Source organism: Atopobacter phocae ATCC BAA-285 (assembly GCF_000526675.1).
GTDB lineage: Bacteria > Bacillota > Bacilli > Lactobacillales > Aerococcaceae > Atopobacter > Atopobacter phocae.
In genome coordinates, this window is the sequence record NZ_JAGN01000017.1 from 1 (window position 1) to 17,994 (window position 17,994).

At 32.1% G+C, this 17,994-nt stretch carries 17 protein-coding genes and 1 pseudogene; 6 read left to right on the forward strand and 12 right to left on the reverse strand.

Annotated features, from left to right (window positions below; genetic code table 11):
- Window positions 1-92: 92 nt before the first annotated feature.
- From L866_RS08520 to L866_RS0104035, 7 genes are all read right to left on the reverse strand, one after another.
- On the reverse strand, window positions 93-1,115 hold the full coding sequence (locus tag L866_RS08520; RefSeq protein WP_035446108.1) for a TRAP transporter substrate-binding protein: 1,023 nt from the start codon (window positions 1,113-1,115) through the stop codon (window positions 93-95).
- Complete coding sequence (locus L866_RS0104010) at window positions 1,105-2,076, reverse strand: sugar kinase (protein ID WP_035446116.1); 972 nt, start codon at window positions 2,074-2,076, stop codon at window positions 1,105-1,107. Before L866_RS0104010 ends, L866_RS08520 begins: the two co-directional genes overlap by 11 nt.
- Before the next feature lie 32 nt (window positions 2,077-2,108).
- On the reverse strand, window positions 2,109-2,945 hold the full coding sequence (locus L866_RS0104015) for an SDR family oxidoreductase (protein WP_025729392.1): 837 nt from the start codon (window positions 2,943-2,945) through the stop codon (window positions 2,109-2,111).
- Between the two features lie 2 nt (window positions 2,946-2,947).
- Window positions 2,948-4,003: a mannonate dehydratase gene (locus L866_RS0104020; protein ID WP_025729394.1), complete on the reverse strand. Its 1,056-nt coding sequence runs from the start codon at window positions 4,001-4,003 to the stop codon at window positions 2,948-2,950.
- Window positions 4,004-4,008: 5 nt separating this feature from the next.
- The gene (gene uxaC, locus L866_RS0104025; protein WP_025729396.1) at window positions 4,009-5,412 is read right to left on the reverse strand and encodes a glucuronate isomerase; all 1,404 of its coding nucleotides are present in this window, start codon (window positions 5,410-5,412) and stop codon (window positions 4,009-4,011) included.
- 15 nt (window positions 5,413-5,427) lie between these two features.
- Complete coding sequence (locus tag L866_RS09460; protein ID WP_025729397.1) at window positions 5,428-6,048, reverse strand: bifunctional 4-hydroxy-2-oxoglutarate aldolase/2-dehydro-3-deoxy-phosphogluconate aldolase; 621 nt, start codon at window positions 6,046-6,048, stop codon at window positions 5,428-5,430.
- A gap of 203 nt (window positions 6,049-6,251) precedes the next feature.
- A complete protein-coding gene (locus L866_RS0104035) occupies window positions 6,252-6,926 on the reverse strand; it encodes a FadR/GntR family transcriptional regulator (RefSeq protein ID WP_035446110.1) in 675 nt (224 codons plus the stop codon).
- A gap of 170 nt (window positions 6,927-7,096) precedes the next feature.
- On the opposite strand from L866_RS0104035, the gene L866_RS0104040 reads away from it, so the two are divergent.
- Window positions 7,097-7,537, forward strand: a complete 441-nt coding sequence (locus L866_RS0104040; protein ID WP_025729401.1) for an OsmC family protein — start codon at window positions 7,097-7,099, stop codon at window positions 7,535-7,537.
- A gap of 129 nt (window positions 7,538-7,666) precedes the next feature.
- Here the strand turns inward: L866_RS0104040 and L866_RS0104045 are convergent, their stop codons facing one another.
- From L866_RS0104045 to L866_RS0104055, 3 genes are all read right to left on the reverse strand, one after another.
- Window positions 7,667-8,992: a nucleobase:cation symporter-2 family protein gene (locus L866_RS0104045; RefSeq protein ID WP_425387349.1), complete on the reverse strand. Its 1,326-nt coding sequence runs from the start codon at window positions 8,990-8,992 to the stop codon at window positions 7,667-7,669.
- Complete coding sequence (locus L866_RS0104050) at window positions 8,992-9,579, reverse strand: xanthine phosphoribosyltransferase (RefSeq protein WP_025729404.1); 588 nt, start codon at window positions 9,577-9,579, stop codon at window positions 8,992-8,994. Before L866_RS0104050 ends, L866_RS0104045 begins: the two co-directional genes overlap by 1 nt.
- A gap of 175 nt (window positions 9,580-9,754) precedes the next feature.
- Window positions 9,755-10,327, reverse strand: coding sequence for a 5-formyltetrahydrofolate cyclo-ligase (locus L866_RS0104055; protein ID WP_025729406.1), 573 nt, complete (start codon window positions 10,325-10,327; stop codon window positions 9,755-9,757).
- A gap of 370 nt (window positions 10,328-10,697) precedes the next feature.
- Between L866_RS0104055 and L866_RS0104060 the strand changes: the two genes are divergently transcribed.
- The 3 genes from L866_RS0104060 to L866_RS08530 are packed head-to-tail and all read left to right on the forward strand — an operon-like array spanning window position 10,698 to window position 13,802.
- Window positions 10,698-11,096, forward strand: a complete 399-nt coding sequence (locus tag L866_RS0104060) for a DUF2177 family protein (RefSeq protein ID WP_025729408.1) — start codon at window positions 10,698-10,700, stop codon at window positions 11,094-11,096.
- 17 nt (window positions 11,097-11,113) lie between these two features.
- Window positions 11,114-12,913 carry a DAK2 domain-containing protein gene (locus tag L866_RS08525; RefSeq protein ID WP_035446114.1) on the forward strand — a complete coding sequence of 600 codons (1,800 nt, stop codon included), beginning with the start codon at window positions 11,114-11,116 and terminating at the stop codon, window positions 12,911-12,913.
- Between the two features lie 10 nt (window positions 12,914-12,923).
- Entirely contained in the window at window positions 12,924-13,802 is an 879-nt protein-coding gene (locus tag L866_RS08530) for a DUF1295 domain-containing protein (RefSeq protein ID WP_025729409.1), read from the forward strand.
- A gap of 169 nt (window positions 13,803-13,971) precedes the next feature.
- Here the strand turns inward: L866_RS08530 and L866_RS0104075 are convergent, their stop codons facing one another.
- Window positions 13,972-14,706, reverse strand: coding sequence for a copper homeostasis protein CutC (locus L866_RS0104075; protein ID WP_025729410.1), 735 nt, complete (start codon window positions 14,704-14,706; stop codon window positions 13,972-13,974).
- 141 nt (window positions 14,707-14,847) lie between these two features.
- Here L866_RS0104075 and L866_RS0104080 point away from each other — a divergent pair, with 141 nt between their 5' ends.
- A complete protein-coding gene (locus L866_RS0104080; RefSeq protein ID WP_025729411.1) occupies window positions 14,848-15,258 on the forward strand; it encodes a universal stress protein in 411 nt (136 codons plus the stop codon).
- Window positions 15,259-15,271: 13 nt separating this feature from the next.
- Window positions 15,272-16,411: pseudogene (locus L866_RS0104085) on the forward strand (SulP family inorganic anion transporter); the annotation flags it as partial.
- A 410-nt stretch (window positions 16,412-16,821) separates the two neighbouring features.
- Here the strand turns inward: L866_RS0104085 and L866_RS0104090 are convergent.
- The gene (locus L866_RS0104090) at window positions 16,822-17,952 is read right to left on the reverse strand and encodes a PIN/TRAM domain-containing protein (RefSeq protein ID WP_025729414.1); all 1,131 of its coding nucleotides are present in this window, start codon (window positions 17,950-17,952) and stop codon (window positions 16,822-16,824) included.
- Window positions 17,953-17,994: the final 42 nt, after the last annotated feature.

A 17,994-nucleotide genomic window follows, 5' to 3' on the forward strand; every position in this document is an offset into this window, starting at 1 on the left:
AAGAAAGTATATCAAGTTTAACCAGTAAGAGAGTATAGAACATTGTACTAGAAACTTTTACACAAGATTATGGACTTGACTTTTCTATCCTCCTATTTATGCTCATTATTTAATTTTTCAATTTCTTCATAATAAACTAGAGAATTTTTTTCAGCATTTAAGTATTCTTTATGAATTTTTTTTACTTTGTATTGAAAAGCTGGAATGTCTGCTTCTACAAATTTAACACCCATATTTTCACCATCTTCTTTTGCTTTTAAAACAGCTTTTTCCCATTCCCTTAATTCTGTTTTATGCGCTAATTCAGTGGCTTCGTTAAATATTTTTCGTTCACTTGAATTCAAAGAATTTAAAAATCGAGTACTTGCTATTAACATATCAGGTTGTCTTTGATGTTCATCATAAGTATAAAAATCAACTACTTCTCCATGCTTAACAGTATTCAAAGCTAATTCATTATTCTCTGCTCCATCTATTGTACCTTGTTGTAACGCTGTATAAACTTCTCCGAAAGACATAGGAACCGCTCCTGCACCTAGTGCTTTCATCATCGCTACATTAAGTGGAGAAGGTTGAACTCTTATCTTTTCTCCTTTTAAATCTTCGGGAGTTGTATAGGGTTTTGACCCATAAAAATTTCTACTTCCCGCATTAAACCAAGTAACAGCTCGAAGTCCTGATTTTTCAGTAGAATTATATAATCTTTCGCTTAATTTAGAATTCATAAAGTCAAAATAGGCTTTTTCATTTATAAATAAGTAAGGTAAACTAAACAAACCATATGCATTATTAAATGATTCTAAATTTGAAGTGGAACTTATTACATAATCAATTGCTCCTGTTTGAGCTAATTCTAAAGCATTTTTTGTATCTCCAAGTAAACCATTGTCGTAGACAACAACTTTATACTTATCACCTAAATGTTCATTGATGTGTTCTGCAAATTTTAACATTGCTATATGATCTGGGTGATTAATAGGTTGACCATGTGCAACTCGAACTATTTTTTGACTTATTGAAACATTCTGTAATGAGTCTTTATTAGAACAAGCTCCTAAAATAAAAGAACATAAGAATAGTATCAAAAAATTAGTAAAACGTTTATTATTTTTCATCTATATCCCCCTCTATCCTTAGAAAAACATCCAACTCTTTCTTATTTGGAAGTCCCTCATTGTCACTAGCATTTTGAACTTGTAAAGAACCAATAGCACAAGCTTGCTTTGTCGAATCCAATAAATTTAATCCTCTCAAAATCCCATCGATAAAACCTACTGCGAATCCGTCACCCGCTCCTACAGTATCTATCACTTCTTTTGCTTCGTATCCTGCCACAAATGTTCCCGTAAGTAATTTTTCATCTTTAACATACGCTCCTTGTGGACCTAATTTCAAAGCAACCGCTTTCACACCTTTGTTTAAATAAAAATCACATATGTCTTCAGGTTTATCTGTTCCGACAAGTATTTTACCTTCTTCAATTCCTGGTAAAATATAATCTACAAATTGACTGACATGATTAATTGTTTCAATCATTAGCTCTTTACTATCCCATAATGTCAGTCGAATATTAGGATCAAAACTTATATAGCATCCTGCTTCTTTTGCTTGTTTTATAACGTCAATATACAAAGAACGAACCTTGCTATTAAGAGCTAAAGGTATACCGGTAATATGAAGCCATCCATAATTTTTTACTTTTAAATTTTTTAAATCAATATCTGATATATTATAAAAAGCACTATTTTGACGATAATAGATGGTATCTGCATCTCCATAAGTTTTTTTACTTTTAAACATTACTCCTGTTTGGTGATTTTCTGATTTTGTTATAAGGTGAGTATCTATATTTTCTTTATTTAAATGATCTACTATATAATGTCCAAATGAATCTGAGCCAATTTTACTGAAATATGTAACGTTCTGTTCAAGTCTAGATAGACCAATCGCAACATTTAATTCAGCTCCAGCTAATCCTTTCATGAATGATGTTACGTCCTCTAAATCACCCTCTTCTAATGCTCTAAAAACAACCATAGGCTCCCCAAAAACTAATATATTATTTTTTTTATACATCATCATCATCCTCTTTCTAATTTAGGAAAGATTTAGACCCCAGAATATGAACTGAATCCACCATCGATAGGTAAAATCACTCCATTTACAAAGCTAGAAAATTGTTCATCTGCTAGAAAAAAAACAGCGCCTACTAATTCATTAGGTTTTCCAAATCGTTCCATTGGCGTATTGTTTAATATTTTTTTAGCTCTATTCGATGGAGTTCCATCTTCATTAAATAAAAGTTGTTTATTTTGGGAAGTTACTAAAAATCCTGGTGCGATTGCATTACACCGTATTCCAACTTTTGAAAAATAAACAGCCAGCCATTTAGTAAAATTGCTGATTGCTGATTTTGCACCTGAATAAGCAGGAATTTTGGTTAATGGTGTGAAAGCATTCATACTTGAAATATTAATAATATTAGCTCCCTCTTTACCAATCATGTCCTTTGAAAATACTTGAGATGGCAGTAAAGTACCTAAATAATTTAAATTAAAAACAAATTCTATACCTTCTATGTCTAAATCATAAAAAGTTCGAATATTAGAATTTTCTTCTATATGATATTCATTATCTGTAGTTGCTTTATAATTATTTCCCCCTGCTCCATTAATTAAAATATCAATTGTTCCTAAATCATTATTAATTTCTTCTTTTACTTCTTCTAAATTTAGTTTGTCCATAACATCTGTCTTATACGCTTTTGCTATTCCATTATTCATTTTAATTACATCAACAAAATTATTTGCTGCTTCTAAATTTAAATCTAATAATGCAACTTTAGCTCCCATTTTCGAAAACTCTACAGCTAAATTTCCACATATAACACCTCCTGCTCCTGTAATTACTATTACCTTATCTTTAAAATTAAATGTCCATTGCATAATTATTTCCCCCTATTTTTTCTTTTATAACACGCTTCCCACAATCCATGTAAATATGTCGCACCTAATGCTCTATCAAACAATCCATAACCTGGTCGTCCCGTTTCATTCCAAATCATTCTTCCGTGATCTGGTCTAATTGGTCCTTTATAATTATAATCACTTAGTAATCTAATTACTTCATACATATCTATCGATCCGTATTCACTAGGGTGCGCACTTTCCTCAAAAGATTTACCTTCTTTTAATAAAATATTTCGCGCATGAACAAAATGAATTCTATTTTTATCAAGAGCATATTCAAGTATATCAATAACGTTATTAGATGGATCTGATGCAAATGATCCTACACACAAAGTCACTCCATTATTTGGACTAGGGCACATATCGAATAATTTTTTTATACTTTTTTTACCCGTTATAATTCTTGGCAATCCAAATATATCGTAAGGTGGGTCATCTGGGTGAATTGCCATCTTAACATTAGATTCTTCAGCTACGGGAATCACTTTTTCCAAAAAATAATTTAAATTATTCCATAACTCCTCATGAGATACATCTTCATAAGCACTTATAATGTCACTTAATTCTTCTTTCGTATAACTAGAGTCCCATCCTGGTAATTGAAGTTCTCCACTAATTGGATTCATCTTTTTAGCTACTTGTTCATCAAATATTAAAGCATTTGAGCCATCCGATAATTCAAAAGATAGATTCGTTCGGGTCCAATCAAAAACCGGCATAAAATTGTAACATACTGTATTAATTCCTAAACTTCCTAAATTACGTATTGTTTGACAATAATTATCTATTAATTTATCTCTAGTTTTTCGACCAAGTTTAATATCTTCGTGTACAGGGACACTTTCAATTACAGAAAGAGATAATCCTTTTTTTTCTATTTCATCTTTTAATACTTTAATCTTTTCTGTAGGCCAAACTTCTCCTACTTGAACATCATAGATTGCAGTTACAATCCCTTTCATTCCTGGTATTTGTCTAATCTTATCTAATGTTACCGGATCATCTTTTCCATACCATCTAAATGTCATTTCCATTTACATCACTCATCTCCTAAAAAATATCTTTCTGCATTTTCATAACATATTTTTTGCATAAAACGATTTAATAGTTGCTCATCATTTGGAATTTTTCCCTTTTCAACCCACTCTCCAATTAATGAAGAAAGAATACGTCTAAAATAATCATGCCTTTGATATGATAATAGACTTCTTGAATCAGTTAACATGCCTATAAATTCTCCCAAGATACCTTCTTCAGAATAATAAAGCATTTGTTGTCTCATTCCATATTCAGTATCGTTAAACCACCATCCTGCTCCAAACTGAAGTTTTCCTTTTACATTCTCTTGATTGTCTTGAAAATTTCCTAGAGTATTAGGCAATATTTTGTTAAAAGAAGGATTTAAATTATAAAAAATAATTTTAGGTAATATATCATTTTCTAACAAATTATTTAAAAATTTATTTAAATTTTTTGATAAATCAATTTGCTCGCATATTGAATCAAATCCTGAATCTGCTCCTAATAATGAATATTTTTTAGAATTATTATTTCTAATTGCTCCAAAATGAATTTGAGATACTAAATTTTCTTCAGTATAAATTTTATGTAAAGTTCTTAATATAGCCGTTTGCCATCCATTAATTTCTTTTTCAGTTAAAACTTCATTGTTAATAGCCTTTTTTAATACCATATTTATTTGATCTTTATTCATATCTTGATAAACAATTTTTTCAATACTATGATCAGCAGCACGACACCCCATTTTTTTAAAATAACGTATTCTTTGATCTATTGCTTGAACTAACGAATCATAATCATCAATTGCAATATTAGTTTTTTTAGAAAGTTCTAAAATAAAATTATTGAAATTTTTATGTTCTACAAACAATTCATCCGGTCGAAAAGTCGGCGCAACTATTACCTCATAATTTTCTTTAATTAATTTTTCATGATACTGTAAATCATCTAAAGGATGATCTGTAGTACCTATAAATTTAACATTAGCTTTTTTTAATAATTTTCTTGGACTGAATTGCTCTTCTACAATTATTCTATTCATTCGATCATAAATACTTTTCCAATTATCTAGTGTTAAATTTTCTCTAATTCCAAATAATTGAAACATTTCTAAGTGGCTCCAATGATAAAGTGGATGTCCAAAAGCATAAGTCAAAGTTTCAGCCCACTTTTGGAATTTTTCTTCTGCTATTGCATTCCCTGTAATATATTTTTCATCTATTCCCGCGTATCTCATTAAACGCCATTTATAATGATCTCCACCTAGCCACAAATCTACGATATTTTTATAATTTTTATCTTCATATATCTCTTTTGGATTAATATGACAGTGAAAATCAAATATCGGTGTTTTCTTTACTTTTTCATATAGAACTTTTGATTTTTGATTTTCTAACATAAAATCTACATTCATAAATTCCATTTTTTCCAACCCTTTCTATCCTTCTAAAGCATCCATAAATTGTTTAGCATTAATTTTTACACTTTCATAACCTTTTTCATTTATGTCTTTGGTCAATGCACCTCCTACCCCTACACAAACCGCTCCATTTAGTCTCCAATCTTTTATATTTTCTAAAGTTACTCCTCCACTAGGCATCATTCTGATATGCGGACATGGCCCATGTATATCGTTAATATATCTAGGTCCTACAATAGATCCAGGAAAAATTTTTATCATTTTAACATTATGTGAGAATGCATATATAATTTCATTAGGAGTTAATGCACCTGGATAATAATCTATTCCATGTTTGTTACACAATCTTAAAATGTCTTTAGAAAAATGTGGGCTTACTATAAATTTTGCTCCTGCATTTACTGATGTTTTAACTTGTTCTTCGTTCAAAACTGTTCCAGCTCCAATTATTATCCTATTGTCATCACTATATAACTTTGTTAATTCTTCAATAGCTAGTTCTGCATTAGGTGTGGTATAAGTAATTTCTATATTTTTTATACCTCCTTTTATTGCATACTTTGCTATATTTACTGCATCTTGCACATTTTTTCCACGAATCACTGCAAAAATATAGTTTTCTTTTAATTGATTAAACATTTTATACCCCTCCATTAGAAAGCGCTTAAGTCATCTGATGACTTAAGTATACCATTTAAACTTAACATTTCAATATTAAGTTAAAAAATGTTTTTTTTGATAAGAACAATATATTCATCTGATGTATTGAAAAAGCAAACAGAATACAAATTATCTTTTTTTGGATAATTTATATTCTGTTTGCTTCTTTTGAAATTTATTGTTTAAAATAATTTTTGTCGATTGAATGTCAAGTGAACAATCATTGCATCATTAGCTCTAATAGAATTTCTTTCTTTAATAGCATTTATTAATTCCCTATGGGTAATAATGGTCGATTCTTTACTTTTTTCATCTGTATAATAATCATTATACAATGCTATTGACTGTATCAATACGGGAATTAAATGCTTCATCGCAACATTAGAACTAGCTTCTCCAATTTTTTTATGTAATTCTATGTCTAACTCTAAATGTCTAGGATCATTTTCCTCTAAAAAAAATTCAATTTTTTGCACTAAATTTTCCATTTCTTCAATTTGTTTTTTGGTAGCATGAAGCGCAGCCAAACCTGCCATCCTTGGCTCAATTAAAAATCTTAATTCAAATAAATCTTGTGTTAATTTTAGCGAATTTTTAACGTTAAGAAACCCTAAAGGATCTTCTATTATACCATCTTTATTTTTTAAGTATGTTCCTGATCCATGCTTTACTTCTAAAATATTTCTTGATTCTAATAATTTAACTGCCTCTCTAACAGTGCTTCTCCCTACATTCAAAATTTTAGATAGTTGTATTTCATTAGGTAAACGATCACCTGATTGAATATCTTTTTCATTTATATAATTCAATAATTTATCCATAGTTATCTGAACCAATGTTTTTGCGTCTTCTATCATTTTTATCCCTCACTAATCTATTCCATATATTCATTTTATATGTTAGCACAATTAATCAAAAATCATCTAATATATAAACTTTATCATTTTTAATAAAAACCCTCCAATACAATTTTTTGAAAGCGTTTTTTGTGTTATGATGTAGATACTATTTAGCGGGAGGGATTTATGTGGCAAATGTAGAAAGGAAGGCTCGTGTTGTATCAGTTGATGGAATGAAGGTAGTTAGTCATGTACGTGATTTTGAATTTATTATGGATGAACCCGAAAAATTAGGTGGAACAAATCAGGGAATGAATCCTATTGAAGCAATGCTTTCAGCAGTAGGTGGCTGTAAAATAATTGTTGCTCGAAGTTTTTCAAAATTACACAATATTCATTTAAAGGATATTACAGTTGAAGTTAGTGGAATTCTAGATACAGACGGTTTTCTAGGGAAAAATCCAGAAGCAAAAGTAGGGTTATCAGAATTGAAATCTATTTATCATATTAAGGCAGATAATACTAAAGAAGAAATTGAGGCATTTGTTGATTTTATTGAAAAAACATGTCCTGTCATTGATACTATTTCACATGCTCCTAAATTAAAAGAAGAAATTCATTTAAATTAATAGAATGAAAAAAATTTAATGAAAAAACACACGATTAACTTTTAAGCGTTAACCGTGTGCCTTTTTATTTTAATATTACCTCAATAGCTTTTAATGTTGTTTCGCTCTATCAGCATTAACTACTCATTATTAAGCAGCTCGTTGATCTTGAATTCCGTTAAAGAAAGCATTTAATACAACGGCTGTTACAGTTCCTAAAACAATACCACTGCTTGTTAACCAAGAAATAGATGCTGGAAGTTGTGCAAAAGCTTCTGGCACAACGGTTACACCTAAGCCAATCCCAACAGAACAAGCCACAATCATAATATTGTTTGGTGAATCTTCTTTAACTTGTCCTAACATCTTAATTCCATATGCTAAAACACTACCAAACATACATACCATCGCTCCACCTAAAACAGCTGGCGGAATGATAGTTGCGAGTGCACCTATTTTTGGAATCGAGCCACAAAGAATCATTAAGACGACCATATTGAATAGAACGGCTCTTTTTTTTACTCCTGATAATTGGATAAGACCAACGTTTTGAGAATATGTTGTATAAGGGAAAGTATTCATTAATGAGCCTAGCATAACAGCTAATCCCTCTGAAACATAGCCACGTCGTAAATCTTGTTCACCAATTGTCTTACCAGTAATATCTCCTAGCGCATAGTATACCCCAGTAGATTCAATAACAGATACTAATGCAACAATCGTCATAGTCAAAATACTAGTCCATTCAAACTCAAAACGAGCTAAATGGAAAGGAACGGGCATTTGAACCCAACTAGCTTCATATACTGGTGTTAAATCAACTAAACCTAGCATCCCTGCTAATACTGTACCGACTAAAATACCAATTAATATAGAAATTGAATGGATAAAACCTTTTGTAAAACGATAAAGAATTAAAATAATTGCAAATGTTACAAATGCAATGCCAAGATGAATTAAATCACCATAATCACTTGAACCTTGTCCACCAGCCACATAATTTAACGCAACTGGCATAAGCGTTACTCCAATAATAGTCACTACACTACCTGTCACAATAGGTGGAAAGAAACGATTCAATTTAGCTAAAAATGGTGCTAATAAGAATACGAATAATCCTGAACAGAAAACAGCTCCATACATCACACCTAATCCATGTTCAGATCCTATTTGAATCATCGGTGATACTGCTGTGAATGTACAAGCTAATACGACGGGTAGTCCTATTCCTATATATTTTCCTCGATATACTTGTAGAAAAGTAGCGATTCCTGACATTACAATATCTGCTGCTACAAGATAGGTTGTTTGCGCCACTGTCATATTTAACGCGCCTGCTACAATAATAGGTACAATAACTGCACCTGCATACATCGCTAACAAATGTTGAATACTTAAAATAATATAACGAGTATCTTTCATTTCGTTCAATTCTTGGCTAAATTTTTCTTTAACACTTGCATTATTAGTATTCATTATTCGCCCTCTTCCTCCATAAATTCAACGCGTCCATTCTCTAATGATTTGATCCGACAAATGGAATAAACATCCACTCCCGCATCTTCTAATTGCTGGCGACCGGGTTGAAATGACTTTTCAATAATGATTCCCACACCTGCAACCGTTGCTCCAGCTTGTCGAACTAACTCTACTAAACCACGTGCCGCTTCTCCATTCGCAAGAAAATCATCGATAATTAAAACATGGTCTTCAGCATTTAAATATTTTTTAGAGACCATCACTTCACTCGTCACATCTTTCGTATAACTGTGAACTAACGTTTGATACCGGTCATCGCGTGCCATTGTTGAAGGTTGTTGTTTCTTAGCAAAAAGCATTGGCACATTGAAACGATTAGCCACCATAATTGCTGGAGCGATTCCACTCGCTTCAATCGTTAAAATTTTAGTAATCGGCTGTCTTTTAAAATAATCAAATAAATCACGTTCTATTTCATTCATAACGTTAGGATCAATTTGATGATTCAAAAACGAATCAACTTTTAACACATTATTAGGATAGACTTCACCATCTTTTAAAATGCGTTTTTTTAAATAATTCACACTTACATCCTCCACTTCTTTCATTCATTATTATTAAACATTTCGTCTGTTACCGCTTCTTAAAAACACTAAATACGAACTATTTTTATAAATGTTAACTAAATTATACGCTTATGACACTTTTTGTCAATCATAAATTATAAAAAGATTGATGGATTAAAATAAAAAATTCAATTTATAAAAGAATCCCTTTTTCAGTCACAATATGTTGCACTACTTGGTCAAAATGATCAGTTGGAATATTAGAAAATAATTGGGTACTATGTGTTAAAGCAATTGTTTGATTTGAAAAATAGGCTATATAACGATCATAGTATCCACCGCCATATCCCAAACGGTCGCCATTGTACGAAAAAGCTAGTCCTGGCACAATCATTACATCTATCTCCATTGAAGATAATTCGAATGTTTTCTCAACAATGGGCTCTTCTAAATAAAAACTACCCACCTTATTTTTTTCAACTTGTTGATATGAGTCAATCAAGTGAAAAGTCATTGTTTTTTGTTTAGGATTTACTTTTGGAATAGCTATTTTCTTTCCTTCCTTCCATGCTTGGGCAATTAACTCTCTTGTATCCCACTCTGTCGAAAATGAAAGATACGTGCCAATGACTTGTGCCTCTTTCCAAATAGATGACTGAATAAGTTGCTGGTGCAATAAATGAGAAACCTGTTGTCGTTCAATTTGATCAAATTGTTTTAAAGATTCTCTAACTTGTTGACGCAAAACTTCCTTTTCTTTCTTCATTTATACCCCCTAAACTTCTAATAATAGTAAAATTTTTAATTTATATCATACCAATTTCATTGAAAAATTACTAGTGTGAAATCTGAATAGTCTTCAATTACTTAAATAACTTCTTCCTTTTTATAAATTAGCTCCTATTTAAAGAAATAAATTCATATCCTTTTGCGTCGTCTTCTTTGCAAACATTTGTTAAGAAGCGTACAATTAAACTAGAATATGCTATATATTCCGTCATTTATTTAGTTTGTATTTGCTATTATCACTTTTATTACCATTTACCTCTCTCGTTTTTACTATTTTAACTAAACGCATCGCTTCATCTCATCACTATGTTTACTTTACTCTCGTCAAATTTAAGGAGGAATATACTATGCATTATATTCGTGCATATATCATTACATTTATTGTCTTTTTTGCGATCGATATCGTTTGGCTCGTATTTATCGCTAACAATCTTTACCGAAATAATATCGGTCATTTAATGGCAGAAAAAACTAATTGGATAGCTGCGATTATTTTTTACTTAATTTTTATTGCTGGTCTCGTATTTTTCGCTATTCATCCTGCAATTGAAAAGGAAAGTTGGCAATATGCATTACTAGCCGGTGGATTTTTCGGTTTATTATGCTATTCGACATTTGACTTAACCAACTTAGCTACTTTAAAAGATTGGCCTTTAAATGTGACCTTAATTGATATTACTTGGGGCACATTTATTAATGCGATCACCGCATGGATTAGTTTTTATCTTTTAAATTGGTTCAAATAATTTTTAGAGGTGTTTTTATGAAGAAAGAAAATCAATTGACTCATTTAGACGGGCAACAAATTTATCAAGCCTTTCTTTCTGGTGCATATGAAATTATTGATCATAGAGAAGTTTTAAATCGCATCAATGTATTCCCCATTGCTGATGGCGACACAGGTAGTAATTTATCTTTTACAATGCAATCAATCATTGATAATGCACAACCTAGTTCCTTACCAAAAGAATCCTTACAATCAATCGCAGATGCCGCATTAATGGGAGCAAGAGGAAATTCAGGAATTATCTTTGCTCAGTTAATCAATGGTATTTATATGGCGATAAATGAAGAATCGACGATTAGTCTGTCGTCATTTATACAAGCCATTCAATCTGCTAAACAATATGCGTATCAAGCTATTTCTCAACCAGTAGAAGGGACTATCATTACTGTCATTAGCGATTGGGCAGATGCATTGCTATCGATGGATCCGACATCACTTACTTTTGAAGAACTACTCGAACAATCCATCATTGCCGCAACTGTTTCTTTAAATGAGACCACTTCAAAATTGAAAGCATTGCAAGATGCTAATGTTGTTGATTCCGGTGCTCAAGGCTTATTATATTTTATCCAAGGGATGCTGTCTTATATAAAAACAGGCCATGTTCACCTACCAGATAACTCAACAAATGATATAAACACTCTTCCATTTCCGGTAAGTGCACACGAAGATTTCGATGAAAATTATCGGTATTGTGTTGAAGGGATTTTGCAAGGAACTTCACTGGATAAACAGCAAATTAAATCCGCCATTCAATCATTAGGAAATTCCTTAATTATTATTGGTCATACTCAAAAAATTCGAATTCACATTCATACCAATCATCCCGAAAAATTATTCGATATACCAAAAACATTCGGTACTATTATTTTTCAAAAAGCGGATGATATGAAAAGACAATATGAAAGTATTCATCGCCGGAAACATCCCATTGCATTACTAACTGATTCCATCGCTGACATACCTAAGGAATTGATGGATCAATATCAAATTCATTTACTACCATTAAATTTAATTATTGAGCAAACAAATTACTTAGATAAAGTAACCATATCGCCTCAATATTTTTATCAATTAATGGATGAGTTAACGGATTATCCTTCTTCATCACAACCTACTGTGAAAGAAGCTGAGAAAGTTCTAACTGAACTAGCTGAACATTATCCATCGATTATTGCAATCACTGTATCTAGTCAGATGAGTGGCACATACGAAACATTAGTTAAAGCAAATAAACAAGGCAAATTGGCACAGCATCAAATTGAGATTATTGATTCTAAACAAAACTCAGGAGCACAAGGATTAGTTGTTAAAGCTGCTGCTGAAGCAATTGATGCTGGTTATACTTTTGAAGAGGTAGTCAAACGTGTAAAAGAAAGTATCAAAAAAACGAAAATTTTTGTTAGTGTACCTACTTTAAAGTACATGCTAAAATCCGGACGAATTGGTAAAGCTCAAGCATTTGCGGCAGATGTCGTTAATTTAAAACCGGTTGTATCCATTGACCAGGACGGTAATGGCATTGTCATTGGAAAAACTTTCAGTATTAATGGTAATACTAAAAAAATACAAAGCTTGGTCAAAAGTATGATGCAAGAAGGACAAATTAAAGAATATGCCATCGTTCACGCGAATGGTGGGGATAGAGTTCAAGCGTTTGAAACATTCTATACTCAATTAATTGGACAAGCACCCGCTTATATTATGGAAATTTCACCGATTGTTGCAATGAGTGCCGGATTAGGTACTGTCGCTATCGCATTAATTACAGAATAAAGGAGCATTTATGGATAAAAAAAGAATTGTAATCTATTGTTTATTATTTATATCTATCTTATTACTAGCTACATATGGAGGAACTCGAATTGGTCTTGATGGCCTCCTCGTTTCGTTCTTATTTACATTGCTATATTTCACTGGAATCTTTATTATCGCTACTATTGTCAAAGACAACTCGATTGTCGACATGGGCTGGGGCCTTGGATTTGTATGTGGGAGTTGGATTACCTTAATGACTACTGCAAAACCGACTTTATTATCTTATATTATTGTTGGGTTTATCTCGGTTTGGGGAATTCGTTTGTCAGTACGTTTAATTAAACGAAACTGGGGGAAACCTGAAGATTTCCGCTATGCTAATTGGCGAAAAGAATGGGGCGATAAAGTAGTCATCATTGCATTCTTTAGAGTATTTATGGCACAAGGTTTAATCAACTTTTTAGTTGGTTCAGTTGCTTATTCTATTATTAAATACAACACTTTTTATACAGGAATGAATCATTCATTTATTGTATATGTTGGATTGGTTATTGCATTCGTTGGCCTCTTTTTTGAAGTAGTTGGTGATGAACAATTAAGACGTCACATCGCACGTGGTTCTGGCACACTACTTCAAACTGGATTGTGGTCAATCACACGTCATCCTAATTACTTTGGTGAAATTCTTATATGGATTGGTTTATATCTATGTAGTTTAACGTTAGTCTTAACTAACTCCGTTCATTTAATTTACTTTATCGCTTTAGCCATTTCGCCATTACTAATGACCGTTGTTCTCACAAAAGTATCAATTCCTTTACTCGAAGATCACATGGCTGAATATAACGAGTGGGAAACATACAAACAACGGGTTCCAATGCTTATCCCCATCAAATGGCGCAAATAAAGCAAAAACATTCTCATTATTTTTATTACACAAAAACATCTCATCTCGATTTAAATCGATTGAGATGTTTTTTTATTTTAGTCGATAATATATTTAAGTTAAGACATATTTTTTTAAAAAATAATCGAATATTCACTATTCAGTTAATGAATGTTTCTCCACTTTATTTTTATAATAAATCCTTTAAAGAACGAACGCGATGTTCGCTAACAATTTGAATACGAGCAGTTCCATCAATAGCATACGATACGTTCTCGCCAATCGTTGTTGGATCTTCCCAATAACCTTTACAACTTGAATGAACTTGTGTAGCTAAAGGAACATCTTTTAAAAATACCTCAATATTGTCTTCAGTTAGTCCCGCTCCTGGCAAAATTTCAATTTGCCCATTAGTTGACTGAATTAATTGATTTAAGTAAGTTCTTCCTTCAAATGCACTAGATTGTCGTCCACTAGTTAGAATTCGATGAACTCCCAACTCAATTAACTGATTCACTACTTTTTCTGGTTGTTTGGCGACATCAAATGCTCGATGAAATACGCTCTCTTTCTGATGTTTTTTAATCAAATCAACCATTTGTTGGGCAAACAATTGATCCAGTTCGCCTGTTTCTGTCAGTGCTCCAAATGCTAACCCATCTGCTCCTGCTTCTAATAGTTTCTCTGCATCATGTAACATCACTTCTTTTTCAATTGTTTGATAATAAAAACCGCCACCTCGAGGACGTATCATACAAATAATTGGAATTGTCGTTGAGGATTTAGCCCGTTCTAACGTCGCAATTGTCGGTGTAAGACCACCTAATGATAGTGCACTATTTAACTCAATTCGATCAGCTCCACCTCGTTCGGCAACCATACAATCTTCAGCACTTCCCGCACAAACTTCCAATACTCTTTTCATTTATTTTCTCCTTTTCTGTCTATTACACCTCTATTTTACTTTATAACACATTTCATTGAGTAAGTGAATTTTTGTAATTAAAGTGTAAATATGGTACGATAGAGTAATGCTCATCATAACGTTCCCTTAAGGAGGAAATAAATGAAAAAAATAATTGTTGCATTTGATGGTTCAGAACATGCCATTCATGCACTAAATGAAGCCAAAAAATTACAAATTGGATTCCCAGAAGCTACTATTACTGTATTAGAGGTTTTCGATATTCATCAATTAAAAGATCAAGACTATGATTTATCAAAATCTTACGAGCAACGTCAAACCGAACGATTAGCCATTTTAAATAATCAACTTCGTCCATTATTGGATAACTTTGAAGGAATTGTTTTATTGGGTGATCCTGCTGCTCAAATTATTAATCATATTAATACGAATGACTATGACTTACTAGTTATCGGCACACGCGGTTTAAATGCTCTTCAAGAACTCGTATTAGGCAGTGTCAGCCACAACGTCATTCAGCACATTGCCATACCGACGTTAGTCGTTAAATAGAAAGGAATTATTTATGTTATTTACTTTAAAAAAAGATGAATGGTTCGGTAATATTAAAAATGATACTTTAAGTGGATTAGTTACTGCCATTGCACTTATTCCAGAAGTGATTGGTTTTGCTATCATTGCTGGTGTTAATCCAATTACCGCACTATTCGCATCTGTATCAACAGCAGTTATCACCTCACTTACAAGCGGTCGACCTGCTATGGTATCTGCAGCTGCAGGATCCATGGCACTTATTATGGTTTCACTAATCAAGAATTATGGAATTGAATATATGATTGCCGCAACCATTTTAACAGGATTTATTCAAATACTTCTCGGATACTTAGGTATTCACCGATTGATGAAATTCATTTCAAAGCCGGTGATGTTAGGATTCGTTAATGCGCTAGCTATCTTAATCTTTCTAGCTCAAGTGCATCAACTGGTCGGTGGTAATCAAGCTACTTATATCGTCGTTTTTCTCGCTGTATTAGGTATGTTTATTATTCCTAAATTTTTTGCTACTATCCCTCCTGCATTGATTGTTATTGTATTAGCTACATTGACTACTATGTTTAGTTCTGTGGAACTGCAAACAGTGGGCGATTTAGGTGATATGTCAGGTACGATTCCAGGATTAACTTTCCCTATCGTTCCATTTACTATCGAAACATTAGGCATTATTTTACCTGTATCTATCGGTTTATCGATGGTAGGTCTGATAGAATCGTTATTAACACTTCCATTAGTCGATGACATGACTGGTTCACAAGGTGATACACAGCGAGAAGTAAAATCACAAGGATTAGCTAATATTGTTACTGGATTTTTTGGTGGTCCAGCAGGTTGTGCTATGATTGGTCAATCAGTTATCAATGTTAAATCTGGTGGGCGAAAACGTTTATCTACTTTAGTGGCCGGTTTATCATTGCTTGTACTGATTGTTTTCTTCAAAGATATTATGATTCAAATCCCTACTGCTGCGCTTATTGGGATTATGATGACTGTTGCTTTTGAAACTTTTGATTGGGAAAGCATTAAATCAATTAAAACAACACCACTATCGGATCTTGTTATTATGGTTGTCACTATTAGCATTGTTGTATACACACATAATTTGGCAATTGGTATTTTCAGTGGTATTCTGCTACATATGATTATCTTCACTGTGAATGCTTCCCGTTTAGTTATTGAAGAAATGGATGACACCATCCATATTCACGGACTATTATTCTTTGTTTCAGCGAATCAATTAACTGAACATTTTAAAACAACTGATTGGTCCCACATTCATACAATTAATTTAGATGGCTTAAAAGTTCTGGATGAAGCAGGACAACACGTACTTGAACAATTCATTCAAGACATTAAAAAGCAATCTCCATCAATCAACGTAATCCAAAAATAAAAGAACATTTAATTATTAAATATAATGAACAAATTAACTATTATAGCGTAATCGATTTAGTTCGATGCGCTTTTTTTATTGATTAATCTTCAATTTCAAATAAATCTAATACGATATAAAAAAAGAAGATAAAGTCACTCAACAGTGACTTTATCTTCTCATCTATTTTATTGAATAGAACTACTTTCTTCTGGAATTCGTTTTCTAGCCGGTGCTAATTTAGCAAAAATCATTCGTCCTGCTGCTGTTTGAAGCGCACTAGTTACTACGACATCAACTGTTTCGTTAATGTGAAGCTGTCCTTCTTCAACTACGATCATTGTTCCGTCTTCTAAGTAAGCTACACCTTGTTGTCGTTCTGTTCCATTCTTAACAATCATAACTTTTAACATTTCACCAGGAATAACGACGGGCTTAACTGCATTCGCTAATGCATTAATATTAAATACTGGCACATTTTGAAATTCTGCCACCTTATTCAAATTAAAATCGTTCGTCACGACAATACCATCAATCCCTTTTGCCAGTCGGATTAATTTAGTATCGACTTCACTAATATCTTCATAATCTCCTTCATAAATTTCCAATTTGATTTGATCATCTTTTTGAAGTTGATTTAAAATATCTAAACCGCGACGTCCTCTACTTCTTTTTAACGTATCTGATGAATCAGCGATTAATTGCAATTCATTTAAAACGAATGTTGGAACAACAATTGTACCTTCAATGAAACCTGATTGTAAAATATCATAAATACGGCCATCAATAATTACACTGGTGTCTAAAATTTTATACTGTCTAAAATTGTCTTGTACTTTTCGATCCAGTACAACAGAATCTTCTTGAACTACTTCAACTGATTTATTACGACCCATTTGAAATAATTTCTTAAAATCTTCCAAACGAGTGGTCAATGTACGGAATCCTAAGTACCCCAATACAACAAATAAAATAGGTGAAACAATTTGCTTCACTAATGGAATCTCAATACTATTAATCCCTATACTAATAAATGTCGCGATGAGTAAACCGATAATAATACCTACACTTCCAAGTAATAGATATAATGGTGATTGTTTACTAATTGCATTTTCTACTCGTCGTACTAATTGAATGATTTGGTTCATCAATAAGAAAGATAAAATAATAAAAATAATTGCACCAACCAATATATTGATAAACCAATGATTCATTGGACTATTTGCTAGTTTTAGCCAATTCCACACTTCTGGCATATAGGTAATACCTAAACTACTACCTATGACTACAAATATGAATCGAATAATTCGTCGCGTCATATTATTTTGCATGATATCCTCTCCTTTTTCATAAAAATTTAT